Origin of the sequence: Paraburkholderia sp. LEh10, from assembly GCF_017814945.1 — a bacterium.
GTDB lineage: Bacteria > Pseudomonadota > Gammaproteobacteria > Burkholderiales > Burkholderiaceae > Paraburkholderia.
Genome location: NZ_JAGIPX010000017.1, coordinates 37,895 through 50,927 on the forward strand (window position 1 = coordinate 37,895; position 13,033 = coordinate 50,927).

The 13,033-nt window shown below is 64.7% G+C and carries 11 protein-coding genes; 3 read left to right on the forward strand and 8 right to left on the reverse strand.

The genetic code is table 11. The features are described from left to right. Positions 1 to 25: 25 nt before the first annotated feature. From J8I87_RS16295 to J8I87_RS16315, 5 genes are all read right to left on the reverse strand, one after another. Positions 26 to 1,108: an ABC transporter ATP-binding protein gene (locus tag J8I87_RS16295; protein ID WP_209932513.1), complete on the reverse strand. Its 1,083-nt coding sequence runs from the start codon at positions 1,106 to 1,108 to the stop codon at positions 26 to 28. Next, the gene (locus J8I87_RS16300) at positions 1,105 to 2,148 is read right to left on the reverse strand and encodes a carbohydrate ABC transporter permease (RefSeq protein ID WP_313064656.1); all 1,044 of its coding nucleotides are present in this window, start codon (positions 2,146 to 2,148) and stop codon (positions 1,105 to 1,107) included. The genes J8I87_RS16295 and J8I87_RS16300 overlap by 4 nt, the downstream gene beginning before the upstream one ends. After that, entirely contained in the window at positions 2,145 to 3,311 is a 1,167-nt protein-coding gene (locus J8I87_RS16305; protein WP_209932514.1) for a carbohydrate ABC transporter permease, read from the reverse strand. The genes J8I87_RS16300 and J8I87_RS16305 overlap by 4 nt, the downstream gene beginning before the upstream one ends. Positions 3,312 to 3,338: 27 nt before the next feature. After that, positions 3,339 to 4,817 carry an extracellular solute-binding protein gene (locus J8I87_RS16310; protein WP_209932515.1) on the reverse strand — a complete coding sequence of 493 codons (1,479 nt, stop codon included), beginning with the start codon at positions 4,815 to 4,817 and terminating at the stop codon, positions 3,339 to 3,341. A 146-nt stretch (positions 4,818 to 4,963) separates the two neighbouring features. Further along, positions 4,964 to 5,704, reverse strand: a complete 741-nt coding sequence (locus J8I87_RS16315; RefSeq protein ID WP_209932516.1) for a GntR family transcriptional regulator — start codon at positions 5,702 to 5,704, stop codon at positions 4,964 to 4,966. A 215-nt stretch (positions 5,705 to 5,919) separates the two neighbouring features. On the opposite strand from J8I87_RS16315, the gene J8I87_RS16320 reads away from it, so the two are divergent. Further along, positions 5,920 to 7,218: an L-fuconate dehydratase gene (locus J8I87_RS16320; protein ID WP_209932518.1), complete on the forward strand. Its 1,299-nt coding sequence runs from the start codon at positions 5,920 to 5,922 to the stop codon at positions 7,216 to 7,218. Between the two features lie 190 nt (positions 7,219 to 7,408). After that, the gene (locus J8I87_RS16325; RefSeq protein WP_209932519.1) at positions 7,409 to 8,068 is read left to right on the forward strand and encodes a LysE family translocator; all 660 of its coding nucleotides are present in this window, start codon (positions 7,409 to 7,411) and stop codon (positions 8,066 to 8,068) included. A gap of 97 nt (positions 8,069 to 8,165) precedes the next feature. Here the strand turns inward: J8I87_RS16325 and rarD are convergent, their stop codons facing one another. Next, complete coding sequence (gene rarD / locus J8I87_RS16330; protein WP_209932520.1) at positions 8,166 to 9,041, reverse strand: EamA family transporter RarD; 876 nt, start codon at positions 9,039 to 9,041, stop codon at positions 8,166 to 8,168. A 360-nt stretch (positions 9,042 to 9,401) separates the two neighbouring features. Here rarD and J8I87_RS16335 point away from each other — a divergent pair, with 360 nt between their 5' ends. Beyond that, entirely contained in the window at positions 9,402 to 10,190 is a 789-nt protein-coding gene (locus J8I87_RS16335) for a sulfite exporter TauE/SafE family protein (protein ID WP_209932521.1), read from the forward strand. A 58-nt stretch (positions 10,191 to 10,248) separates the two neighbouring features. Here the strand turns inward: J8I87_RS16335 and J8I87_RS16340 are convergent, their stop codons facing one another. Beyond that, positions 10,249 to 10,503, reverse strand: coding sequence for a hypothetical protein (locus J8I87_RS16340; RefSeq protein ID WP_209932522.1), 255 nt, complete (start codon positions 10,501 to 10,503; stop codon positions 10,249 to 10,251). Between the two features lie 200 nt (positions 10,504 to 10,703). Continuing rightward, positions 10,704 to 12,824, reverse strand: a complete 2,121-nt coding sequence (locus J8I87_RS16345; protein ID WP_209932523.1) for a D-(-)-3-hydroxybutyrate oligomer hydrolase — start codon at positions 12,822 to 12,824, stop codon at positions 10,704 to 10,706. Between the last annotated feature and the right edge of the window lie 209 nt (positions 12,825 to 13,033).

A 13,033-nucleotide genomic window follows, 5' to 3' on the forward strand; every position in this document is an offset into this window, starting at 1 on the left:
ACGCGGATCAGGCAGCGCACCGCCGCTACCTGATCCGCCCTCCCGTCTGCTGATCGAAGAAATACACCCGCTCCACGTTCACGCGCAGCCCCACCTCCGCGCCGATCTCGCCAGAAAACATATTCGACACCTTCACGACGACCTGTTGCTCGCCGACATTGAGCGTCACGAGCGAATGGTCGCCGATCAGTTCGACGGAATAGATGCGGCCAAGCCCGATGCCCTCCCCCGCCGCGACCAGCGCGCATTCTTCCGGACGCACGCCCAGCGTCGCGGCGCCCTGATAGCCGATATCGGCGTTGAGTGCGAGCCCTTCCGTGCCGAAGCGGTTGTTCGCCAGATTGCCGCGCAGAAAATTCATCGGCGGCGAACCGATGAAGCCCGCGACGAACAGATTCGCCGGATCGGAGTAGATCCGCGCAGGCGTATCGAGCTGTTGAAGCACGCCCTTGTCGATCAGCGCGACGCGATGCGCGAGCGTCATCGCTTCGATCTGGTCATGCGTCACGTAGATCGTCGTGATGTCCAGTTCGTGCTGCATGTGCTTGAGTTCCGCGCGCATATGGCCGCGCAGCTTCGCGTCGAGATTCGACAGCGGCTCGTCCATCAGGAACGCGGCGGGCCGCCGCACGATCGCGCGCGCCAGCGCCACACGCTGCCGCTGCCCGCCCGATAGCTGACGCGGATAGCGCAACAGCATGTCTTCGAGGTGCACGCTCGCCGCGACATCGCGCACGGCGGCTTCGATTTCGTCCTTTGGACGCTTTCTGACGATCAGCGGATACGCGATGTTCTCGAACACCGTCTTGTGCGGATAGAGCGCGTATGACTGAAACACCATCGCGACGTCGCGGTCGCGCGGCAATTGCTGCGTCACGTCGCGCTCGCCGACATGCACCGTGCCTTGCGTCGCCGACTCGAGTCCCGCGACGATGCGCAGCGCCGTCGTCTTGCCGCAGCCCGATTCGCCGAGCAGCACAAGAAACTCGCCCGCCTTCACATCGAGCGACAGGTTGTGCAGCACGCGCGTATCGCCGAACACCTTGCTGACGTTGCGCAGCGAAACGCTTTTCGAATGCTGGAGTGCGACCGTGTGCCTGTCGTTCATCCTTTGACTGCCCCCACAAGAATGCCTTTGACGATGAAGCGTTGCAGCGTGAGCGTGAGCACCATCACGGGCGCGATCATGATGAGGATCAGCACCGACATGTTCCACCATTGCGGCCCGCGCGTCGCGTTCTGCGCAGCGACGAGAAGCGGCAGCGTCTGCGCATTCGCCGTCGACAAAAAGAGCGCGAACAGGTACTCGTTCCACGCCAGGATCAGCACCAGCAGTCCCGTCGCGACCAGCCCCGGCGCGACCAGCGGCAGCACGATGCCGAACAGGATCGAGAAGCGCGTCGCGCCGTCGATCTGCGCGCTCTCTTCGATTTCCTTCGGCACGCTCGTAAAAAAATCGAACATCAGCCACACGACAATGGGCACATTCGCCGTCGCATACGTGATGATCAGCGCGATATGCGTGTCGAGCAGGCTCACGCTCTTGAACATCAGATAGATGGGAATCACCGTGACAACGGGCGGCAGGATGCGCTGCGAGACGATCCAGAACAGGATGTCGTCGTTCGCCAGATGACGGCGCGCGCGCCGGACGATCGGGCGCAGCAGCAAAAAGAAAAGCGCGATGCACACGGCGACGGAGACGCGCAGATCGATGCGCCCCCAGCCCGTCGCCGCGATCACGACGGCGAGCAGCAATACGCCCAGCGCGACGGCCGCCACGGGCGGCTTATATTCGATGCGCGCGAGTGCATACGCCGCCATCGAGCCGAGAAACACGGCAGCGAGCGTGCTGCACGACGCGACGATCAGCGAGTTCACGTACGGCCTGAGCGTGTCGGGCCCGAGATCGACGAAGATGTAATGCCACGCGTCGAGGTGCGGCTTGAAATCCACGAACGGAATGTAGGCGGGGCCGTTCGATACGTCGATGGGCAGCTTGAACGATGTGATCGCCATCCAGTACAGCGGAAACAGCACGACGAGCGCCCATATGCCCAGCAGCGCATACGCGGCGACGCGCATGCCGAGCGGCATTTCGTCGAGCCTCGCGCGCACGAACAGACGTTTGATCTGATAGTCGCTCACGTCGATTGCCCCCTTGCGCGCCGCACGACGAGCTGGAAGAACGATACGCACGCGATCGTCGAGATGAAGAACAGCATGTACGCGACGGCCGACGCGCCGCCCAGATTCAGCGTGCGCCAGTCGATGAACGCATGCAGCGTCATCGATTCCGTCGCGATGCCAGGGCCGCCGTTGGTCAGCACGTTCGGCAGATCGACGATCTTGAACGCTTCGATCAGGCGGATCAACACGGCGCCCGCAGCGACGGGCGCGATCGACGGCCAGATCACGTCACGGAAGATGCGCCAGCCCGACGCGCCGTCCAGTTGGGCCGCCTCGATCTGGTCGCGCGACGTGCCTTCGAGCGCGGCGAGCAGCACGAGAAACATGAACGGCACCCACTGCCACGTATCGCCGATCACGACGACGATGCGCGCGAGCCACGGGTCCGCCGCCCACGCGATCTGGCCGAGGCCGAGCGCCGCCCACAGCGGCGCGAGCGGTCCGACGGCCGTGTCGGCCATCATCCGGAACATGTACGCGATGCCGACGGGCGTCACCATCAACGGCAGGAAAAACAGGATGCGGAAGAAGCGCATGCCTTTGAGCGGCAATGTGCAGAGATACGCGAGCCCGAGGCCGATCAGGAACTGCAGAGCGACGCCGAGCACCACGTAGAACATCGTGACCATCAAGCTGCCCGGCTGACCGCCGCCGCCCATCGTGTTCGCCGCGAGCCAGACGAGCGACAGCAGCGCGGCCGCCGCGATCAGGCGGCCGAGCGCGCCGGCGATCGAGCGCCGCGCGCTCATCGCGTAACGCGCGAGCCACCACAACACGGCAATGGCGGCAATCGCCATCACGGCGATGCTGATCGCACCCGGCGCGCGAAACACGCCGACGAAATGAAACTGCTGGCTGCCGCCGAACAGCCGCTCGTAATTGCGCAAGCCGACGAACTTCAGCCCGTAGCCGCCCTCGCCCAGCGAAAAGCGCATCAGCGAAAGATACGCGGACGTGACGAGCGGAAAGATCGAAAACGCGAGTATCAGCAGCACGGTCGGCAGCACGAACACAAAGGGCGCCTGCCGGTCGAGCCAGTTCGCCACCGACGACCTGCGCAACTTGCCGCGCGCGTCATCGCGCGGCGAATCCGTTGACGAAGCATGCTGCGATGAATGCATACCCGATACTCGCGTTTGCCGTGAACACTATTTCGCGCCGATCGACGCCTTGTACGCGGCCAGTTGACTGTCCTTGCCGACGTCCTCGGTAATTTCGTCCCAACCCGACTCGATCGCCTTCATCGTCGCATCGGCATCGAGTTCGCCGGCGAGGTAGCGCGACACCGCCGTATCCAGCACGACCTGCTGATAGCGCTGGTTCTGCGGAATGCGCAAGTCGATGACCATGTTCGGGCTTTGCAGGCTTGCCTTGATCGCGCCGAGATATGACGCTGCTAAAGCATCGCTCATGCCTGCCTTCTTCCAGATCGACATGTCGGTGAATTGCGAACGGCGATACGGATTGAAGCCCGTCGCGCCGATCGTCACGTCGACATTCGATTGCGCCGGCTGGCTCATGAACGACAGGAACGCATAGGCCGCGTCCTTGACCTTCGGCTTGGCCTTCGCGCTGATGCCGCCCGACCAGCCGCCGAACGCCGCGAACGGCGCGTGATTCACGCCGTCGATCATATACGGACAGGTCGCCTTGTCGCACGCCATCAGCTTGCCCGTGTCGCGGTTCAACACCTGCTTCGAGCCCGGCAGGATCACGGCGCCCGTCGTGTCGGCCACCTTCGACTGCTTCGGATCGATCGCGAGCACGCCGACGTCGCCCCAGTCGAGCGTCAACGCGCAATGCCCGGAGATGAACCCGCTGCGCGTATCGCCGACATCCATGTTGATCTCGTTCGGCGGGCCGTATTGCGTCGATTGCTTGAGCACGTTGAGCGCGGCCTTGAAGGCGTCGTTGTTGACGAGCGGCTTGAAGTTGCGCGGATCGAAGAACGCGCCCTGGGCCGTGCCCTTCGACTGGATATAGCCGCCCGCAATCGACGTGATCGCCCAGTACGCCTGCGCATTGCGCTTCTTCGAAATGCACGAGCCCGCCACCGGCTTGCCGTCTCCGCCGAAGACCTTGCCGTTGGCCGCCTTCGCGATGTCGAGATAGTCGTCCCATGTTTGAGGCGGCTGCTTGCCGAGCGCCTTGAGAATATCCGTGCGGTAGTAGACCATCTGAAAGTCGCCGTCGAGCGCGATCAGATAGGTCTTGCCGCTATAGCGCTGCGAGAACTCGCGGAAGAACGGCATCACGTCGTCCTCTTTGAGCGCCTGGTCTTTCGCGACGCGCCCGCTCAGGTCTTCGAGGAAGCCGCCTTTCGTGTAGTCAGGCATCCATTGCGGCGCGAATACGGCGGCATCCACCGAGTTCGTGCCGGACGCCCAGTCGGTCAGGAGCTTCTGGTACAGATCGGAAAACGGCACCGTCAGGATGTTGATTTTCGCACCCGTCAGCTTTTCGAATTCGGGTGCGCGGCGCTGCAGCGGCTCGGCAATCTGCGGACCGACGAAAGTCATCACGTTGACCGTGACGCCGTGGAAGTCTTCGGCGCGCGCCTCCCCGCTCGTGATCAGGCATGCAGCCGCGAGCGTCGTAGCCGCGCTCAAGGCCTTGATGAATTTCATTTCTTGTCTCCTCCGTTCCGAGTTGACTACGCAGAGATCGAACTTCGGCAAACTGCGCATTCGCCGCGCTGTTGCAAAGCGCGAGCAAATGTCTGGTGCAGTGGCTCGCGCGCGAAACCCAGCTGAAACTCACTACGCGCGCGTCGCTATTCCTCGAACAGATCCGGCCTTTCGCCCGCGAAACGGCGCAATTCGGCAACGACCTGATCGAGATGGCCATGCATCGATTTCGCCGCAGCGTCGGCTTTGCCGCTGCGGATTGCTTCGAAAATGCGCTCGTGCTCCTTGAGCGTATGCGCGAGGCGCTCGGGGCTTGCCAACAATTGCCTTGCGCGATCGAGCGCGTTGCGCGACACCGCGACGATTTCCTTCACACGCGGCAGGTTGATCGCGTCGAGCATGATTTCGTGAAAGGCCAGATCGAGCACATGGAACTCATGACGCCCGCCGCCCACGACGGCTTCGCGCTGCCTGTCCAGATTCTCCGCGAGCGCGCCGATGGTCGCTTCGTCGCGCGCGATGGCCACGCTGCGCACCGTTTCGACTTCGAGCGCACTGCGAATGAAGAGATGCTGGCGGATATCGTGAATGACGATGGGTTTGACGCGCGTACCGCGCTGCGGCAGCACTTCGACGAGGCCCGCGTGCGCGAGCCTCGCCAGCGCAGCGGAAACGGGAAAGCGCGACACCCCCATCCGTTCGCACACCGCCAGCTTGTCGATCATCATCCCGGGCTCCAGCGCCAACGTCACGATAGCTTCGCGCAGCGCCTGCTCTACCGCGTCGGTCAAGCTTCCGCGTTCGCCGCCCTGTAGCTTCTGCAGCGCGCTGTAGGGATCGGCGGCGGCGCTGTTGACGAGACTCGCTTCATCGGCTGAAGAGCTCACGGCACGCTTGATTTCCGACTAACATGCTAGCATGCTAGGAGGCGGATTCAGCGCTGTCAACGGGTGCAAATGCCTAAGGTTACGCGTAAGGCTGCGTCGCGAGTGGCAGCGTTTTTGCGCCGCAACCCGCCATTGCATTGCACAAGACAAGCGTCTGCGATGGTTGGCCGATGGTGGGTACAAGTCGATAGCTGTCGCCCTTGGAGGGTGTTCAGATGACTACGATCACGAAGCTGTCCGTGCGGGATATCCGCTTTCCGACCTCGCGTTCGCTCGACGGCTCCGACGCGATGAATGCCGCGCCCGATTACTCCGCCACTTACGTCACGCTCGACACCGATGCGCCGCACCCGCTCGCGGGCCACGGCCTCACGTTTACGATCGGTCGAGGCAATGAAATCTGCGTGACGGCCGTGAATGCGCTCGCGCCGCTCATCGTCGGCAGGAAGCTCGAAGACATCGCCGCGAACATGGGCGCATTCTGGCGCGCGTTCACGTCGGATAGCCAACTGCGCTGGATCGGCCCCGACAAGGGCGCGATTCATCTGGCGACGGCGGCCGTCGTGAATGCCGTGTGGGATCTGTGGGCGAAAGCGCAAGGCAAGCCCGTCTGGAAGCTGCTCGTCGACATGAGCCCGGAAGAACTGGTGCGCTGCCTCGACTTTCGCTACGTGACGGATGCGATCACGCCCTATGAAGCGCTCGCGATGCTGCACCGCCACGCAAAGACCAAGGGCGCGCGCGAACAGGAAATGCTCGCCCAGGGATATCCCGCATATACCACGTCGGCGGGCTGGCTCGGCTACGACGACGAGAAGATCCGCCGCCTCGCGCGCGAAGGCGTCGCGCAAGGATGGACGCATTTCAAGCAGAAAGTGGGCGGCAATCTGGACGAAGACGTGCGGCGCGCCCGCATCCTGCGCGAAGAGATCGGCGAGGATCTCAAGCTGATGATGGACGCGAACCAGGTGTGGGACGTCGACGAGGCCGTCGCGAACATGCGGCGTCTCGCGGAGTTCGACCCGTGGTGGATCGAGGAGCCCACCAGTCCCGACGACATCCTCGGTCATGCCGCCATTCGCCAGCGGCTCGGGTCGATCGGCGTCGCGACGGGCGAGCACTGCCACAACCGCGTGATGTTCAAGCAACTGCTTCAGGCGCATGCAATCGACTTCTGCCAGGTCGACAGCTGCCGCCTCGGCGGACTGAACGAAGTGATCGTCGTGCTGCTGATGGCCGCGAAGTTCGGCGTGCCCGTGTGTCCGCACGCGGGCGGCGTCGGATTGTGCGAGTACGTGCAGCACATTTCGCTGTTCGACTATATCTGCGTGTCGGCGTCGCTGGAAAACCGCGTGCTCGAATACGTCGATCATCTGCACGAGCATTTCATCGATCCCGTCGTGATCCACAACGGCCGATATATGCCGCCGCAACGGCCGGGATACAGCATCGAAATGCACGCGGCGTCGCTCGATCAATACCACTTTCCCGACGGCATCGCCTGGCAGCCGTGACGCGCCGCATCTGCCGGCCACCCCGCGCGCCGCGAAATTTTTGGCCGCATTGCCGCCCGCGCGCCGCGCGGCTATGCTTTCGGTTTGCTTGCCGCTACGGACAGGCTCGTGCAGAAGGGGTCCATGCGGGGGTCCATGCGCGGTTCATGGCCGTCTTCGTCACACCTCTATCAGGCACTCAGGAGCACGGATGTTCAGTCCCGGTCTATTTCTCACGGCAGCGGGCGTCGGCCTCGCGGTCGCGGCGCCCGTCGGTCCCATGGGCATGCTGTGCATTCGCCGCACGCTCACCGACGGCCCGCGCGCCGGTCTTGCCATCGGCTTCGGCATTGCGAGCGGCGACGCCGTTTATGGGCTGATTGCCGCGCTCGGCCTCGTCAGCGTGTCTCAATTCATGCTGGCCTACGACAAGCCGCTGCATATCGTCGCCGGGCTCTTTCTGCTGTATCTCGGCATCCGCACGATGCTGCAGAAAGTGCCTGCGGACAATGGCAACGACAACGCCAATGGCAACGGTAACGGCGAAGGCAAGCTTGCAGGAATCGGCCATGCAGGCGCGTTGAAGGCTTTCGCGAGCGCGCTGCTGCTCACGCTGACCAATCCGCAGACGATCATCATGTTCGCGGCGCTTTTTACGACGCTCGCGCCGCGCGGACCGTTTTCATCGAGCGTCGCGTTCACCACGGTCTGCGGCGTGTTTTGCGGATCGATCGCGTGGTGGTGCTTTCTGGTGACGGCGGTGTCGCTCGCGCGGCATGCGATCGGCCACAAGCTGCGCGTGATCATCGACCGCATTGCGGGTTTCGCGCTCGCGGCCTTCGGCGTGGCCGAGGTGAGGCGCGCGATCTGACGCGGGTTGACGCGGGTTGACGCGGGTTGACGCATCGATACACGACGAGGGCCGCTTTTGAGCGGCCCTCGCTTCATTCGCGCAGGATGGCGGACGCTCAGGCCCGCGCGAGCCGCGCACGCCACAAGCCGTCGAGCGAATAGATGGCAAGCGCAATCCAGATCGCGCCGTAGCCCATCAGCTGCACGTGCCCGAACGGCTCGTGATAGATCAGCACGCCGATCAGCAGTTGCAGCGAAGGCGTCACATACTGGATCAGCCCGAGCATCGACAGCGGGATGCGCCGCGCGCCCGCCGCGAACAGCAGCAGCGGCACGGCCGTGATCGGCCCGGCGAGCGCGAGCAGAACCTTCACGCCGAACGACGCCGCGCCGAAGCCGCTCGCCCCATGCGGCGATACGAAGAACAGATAGAGCACGGCAACAGGAAAAAGCAGCACCGTTTCGAGCGTCAGCCCTTCGAGCGCGCCGAGCCGCGCCGTCTTGCGCAACAGGCCGTACCCCGCGAAGCTGAACGCGAGCGCAAGGCTGATCCACGGCGGATGGCCGTTCTCCCACGTGAGGTACAGCACGCCGCACCCGGCGATCGCGACGGAAAGCCACTGTACGGGCCGCAGCCGTTCGCGCAGAAACGCGAGGCCGAACAGCACGTTGATCAGCGGATTGATGAAGTACCCGAGGCTCGCTTCGACGATATGCCCCGCGTTGACGGCCCAGATATAGATGCCCCAGTTCGTCGACAGCAGCAGCGCGCTCGCCGCGAAGCGCGCGAGAAGGCGCCCGTCGCGCAGCACGGGCCCCAGCCAGCGCCACTGCTGCCGTATGCTCAGTACGATGAAGAGAAACAGCAGCGACCAGACCATCCGGTGCGCGAGCATTTCAACTGGGGAAATCTGATGGAGTGTCTTGAAGTAGACGGGAAACAATCCCCAGATGGTGAACGCGAGCAATGCGTAGGCGACGCCGTAATTCATTTTTGTCGGTTTGCGGTTGGAAGGAGACGGGCGACGCATCGCCCGGCGCGGCCGTACGTAAGCGGGCCGCGGCGCGTCCACGGGAAGCGGCGGGCAGGCCGCGAAAGTGCCGCCCGGTGCGCCGCATCGCGCCTTGAACGATCATTGTAAGCGGTCAGTTGAAATCAGCCGGAAACGCGTGCATGCGGCGGCAAGCGTACGCGGCGGCGCCGGTTTTGCGACAATAGCGGACTTTAGCCGCGCCGCCGCCCTTTTTGCAGGACCTTGCAGCACCTTGCAGCCTGACGCTCAGGCATGACGGCAGTACCGGCAAGCTTGCCTGCAACCCCGAACTCTTTATGACCGTCCGCGGTCCGCGCAATGGCACTTCCCCACATCGATCTTCTCTATTCGGCATCGGGTCTTTTCGTCGGCTTTCTGGTCGGGCTGACGGGCGTCGGCGGCGGCTCGCTGATGACGCCGATCCTCGTGCTGCTGTTCAACATCCATCCGGCGACGGCCGTCGGCACGGACCTGTTGTACGCCGCCGCAACCAAGGCGACGGGCACGCTCATGCATGGGATGAAGGGTTCAATCGACTGGCAGGTGACGTTGCGCCTCGCCGCCGGCAGCGTGCCCGCGGCGACCGTCACGCTGATCCTCTTGCACCGCTTCGGGATGGATTCGCCGCGCGGCGCGCATCTGATTTCCGTGGTGCTGGGCGTCGCGCTGCTGATCACCGCGACCGCGCTGGTGTTCCGGCCGCAGCTCACCAAGTTCGCCGCTGCGCGCCGTCGCGCGACGGGCCAAGGCAGCACGCTCGCGCTGACGATGCTCACGGGTGCCGTCCTCGGCATGCTGGTGTCGCTGACGTCCGTGGGCGCGGGCGCGATCGGCGTCACCGTGCTGCTGCTGCTCTATCCGATGCTGCCGACCACGCGCATCGTCGGTTCGGATATCGCGCACGCCGTGCCGCTCACGCTGCTCGCGGGCGCGGGCCACTGGCTGCTCGGCTCGATCGACTGGTCGCTGCTGGCTTCGCTTCTGCTCGGCTCGCTGCCGGGCATCCTGATAGGGAGCTATCTGTCGACGAAGGCGCCTGAGAAGCTGCTGCGCAACCTCCTCGCCGCGACGCTGACGCTCGTCGGCGTGAAGCTCGTGACGGCCTGACGGCCGCCCGCCGCATCCGCCGCAAAGCCACGCCGCCAACCGCGCTGCAATCAGCGGATCATTTGAAGAAGCGGCAGTTCAGATCCGTCTCGAACTGGCGGACCCAGTGCCCCGCCGTGTCCTCGTGATACGACTGCGCCCAGCCTCCGCGCCGTATCGTCAAAAGGCGCGAATGATGCGACGCGTCGCCGGGGTCGTCGCTCGCCGTGATGTCGAAGTGCGCCGGCGCAAAGCCGTGGCGCGCGCATACAAGCTCGAACGCTGCACGTTCGCCGATGGGAAGATCGGTGTAGGTGAAGCGGGTCGTGTCCATGGCCGTCGCTCCGGAAGCTTCCATACCTTCACAGTACTGCACTCGACGGGTAAACAGTATGTCAAGGCGAACAAGCACGAATCTCCGTCGCCTATGGACGATACGGGCGATGCAGGGGGCATGCGTCGCATGATTCGCCAACGCCGTGTCGTGCCGCCGTCACGCGGCACCGCGTGACGCGTGACGCGCGACGCCGCACTTCACTTCGGCACGTTCACTGCGCCCGCGCCCACCTGAATCGCGTTCGAACCCGGGCTCATCGAGATCGCGGGCAGATTGGCCGTCGTGAGCGCGGGCGCGGCGCCGGGCGTGCCGCCGCGCGGCACCGCGCGCACCACCTGCGACGGCGGCAGCGGCGCGCCGCTCTTCAGGTGATTCCACATCAGGTTCAGCGCCTGGATGTCGTAGTAGTGCACCGGAATGAAGCGCGAGTCGAAGCCGGGCGTGCTCAGGAAAGCATCGAAGTGCTGGCCGTTCATGACTTCGTAGAACGACAGCTGGCTCTTCGATGCTTCCGTGATGCTGTTCACGGCCAGGTACGCGCGCGACGCTTGGTTCACGGGCACGAGCGCATCGCTGCGGCCCTGCACGATGATGGCTGGCTTGCCGCGCAGGTTCGCGTTCACGCGAATCGCATCGACGTTCTGCTGCATGCGCGGGTCGCCCGTCGTCCATAGCGCGCGCAGGCAGGCGGCGCCCGTGAAGCTCGCGTCCGGCGTGGCGAGCCGATGATCCGCGCCGGCCGGCGACGCCGACAGGTTGTAGACGAGATTGATCCCGTCGGTGGGCGGCACGCCGTTGCCCACGCCAAACACGTTGAACATCGGCGACACCGTCGGCGTCACGCCCGCTGTGCCTGTCGTCGCATTCGTCGTGCCGAAGCTGAAGCCGCACAGGTTGTCGATCACGCTCGACTTCGTGTAAGCGTTCGCGTACGTGACGGCGACAGCGGGCACAGCCTGCGAATCCCACATCGGTGCATGCAGCAGATCGGAATCCGTCTCGTAGCCAGCGTCGTGCAGCCTCGTGAGCGCGTCGTTCGCCTGGCTCGTCTCGTCCGCGCCGCTCACGAATCCGCCCGCCGCGAGCGATGCGCAACGCGCCTTGCGGATCGCCTGCGTCGTCGCCGTCGGCAGCGCCGTCAGGTAGGGCGAGCCCACGGCCGCCGTCGCGGCCGCCGCACACGGCTGCAGCATGTTCGCGTAGGTCATGTAGTCGGCGAGCGGCGCGCCCGCTGTGGGAATCTGCACGCCGCTCTCGAACACCTTCGCCGCCGACACCATGTTCAGGTTGATCTGCGGCTCGCCGACCACGACGGCTGTGATCCATCCTTGCGTATCCTGCTCCGCCGCCGCGAGCGACGCGCCGCCGCCGTTGCTGACGGAGGCTGCGATCGTCGTGATGCTCCCCGTGCCGTAGCGCACGCCCTGAGAGCCGCTGCCCGTGGACAGCGGGAACTGGTTGTTGAGCGCCCAGTACGCGAACTGCACGGCTTTGAGCGTGTTCCTGCCCCAGTCCTGCTCGGGGTTCTGCTGCGAGTGAGCGTGCTTGAACGCATAGCGGTTCGGTGTCACCGCGTTGAACGACGTCAGATCGCTCGACGACACGTTCGCCGTAAAGAGGCTCGCCGTGCCCGCCGCCGAAGCCGCCGCAACCGTGCCGTTCATCAGCGTGACGAGTCCCGACAGCAGCTCGTGCGCGCCGTTGCCGCTGCCCTTGTCGGTGTAGGCCACCGCGCAGCCGCGCTTGAGGCCCCACTCGCCCGCCGCCGAGATCGCGCCGTAGATGCCGCGCGAGCCCGACGACGTCGCCGTGACGATGCAGGGGTTGTTCGGGTCGAACGTCGATGGCACCTGGACCATCAACGTCACGTTCAGCTTGCCGGTGCCGTTGTCGGCGTACGCAAGGTATTCGGTGCCCGCGATCTTGCCTTCGCCGAGCGTGTCGTTGCCGTTCAGATCGACGTTGGGCCCCCAGAAGCGCCCATAGCCGCCGTTCGCCGACATGTCGACGAGCGCGCGATAGTTCGACCAGATCGCCAGGCGCCGCAGTTCGGACGGCTTCGGACTCGCCGAGTTCGAAAACGAAGGCGGCGTCGCGGACGCGAGGCCCGTCTTGCCGAGGCCGCCTGTCAGCAGGTCGTCGCTGTTGCCGTCGTAAGTGGTCGTGGTGACGCTGCTCGACACCACGAAGGCCGGCAGCGGATTGGTGTTCTGCGAAGAATGCTGATCGTCGCTGTGGCCGCACGCGGCGAGGAGCACCGAAGCCAGTGCGCTGCAAAGGGCCGTGGCGGCCCGTCTGAACGGCAGATTCCCTGTCATCGTCGTCTCCGTTGCCTTGTTGTCGACGCCGTGCCCTCGCCTCGCCGCACCAGCCATGACCTGACATGACCGGATAGAGCCGCTGCGGGCTCGGCGACGGCCGCTACTCAAGCACAAGTTTCGCGCCGAATGCGCTCACCTTGCCAACGAGGTCGCACGACGCCCACGCGCATGCACGCTATCCCATCACGCCCGATGCGCGCGCAGCG

What these genes read in the sequence shown, in the direction of transcription:
- J8I87_RS16325 (WP_209932519.1), top strand. Translation starts at nt 7,409, where the DNA reads ATGTTCAGTCCCGGTCTATTTCTCACGGCAGCGGGCGTCGGCCTCGCG.
- J8I87_RS16335 (WP_209932521.1), top strand. Translation starts at nt 9,402, where the DNA reads ATGGCACTTCCCCACATCGATCTTCTCTATTCGGCATCGGGTCTTTTC.
- J8I87_RS16295 (WP_209932513.1), bottom strand. Translation starts at nt 1,108, where the DNA reads ATGAACGACAGGCACACGGTCGCACTCCAGCATTCGAAAAGCGTTTCG.
- J8I87_RS16310 (WP_209932515.1), bottom strand. Translation starts at nt 4,817, where the DNA reads ATGAAATTCATCAAGGCCTTGAGCGCGGCTACGACGCTCGCGGCTGCA.
- J8I87_RS16340 (WP_209932522.1), bottom strand. Translation starts at nt 10,503, where the DNA reads ATGGACACGACCCGCTTCACCTACACCGATCTTCCCATCGGCGAACGT.
- J8I87_RS16305 (WP_209932514.1), bottom strand. Translation starts at nt 3,311, where the DNA reads ATGCATTCATCGCAGCATGCTTCGTCAACGGATTCGCCGCGCGATGAC.
- rarD (WP_209932520.1), bottom strand. Translation starts at nt 9,041, where the DNA reads ATGAATTACGGCGTCGCCTACGCATTGCTCGCGTTCACCATCTGGGGA.
- J8I87_RS16345 (WP_209932523.1), bottom strand. Translation starts at nt 12,824, where the DNA reads ATGACAGGGAATCTGCCGTTCAGACGGGCCGCCACGGCCCTTTGCAGC.
- J8I87_RS16320 (WP_209932518.1), top strand. Translation starts at nt 5,920, where the DNA reads ATGACTACGATCACGAAGCTGTCCGTGCGGGATATCCGCTTTCCGACC.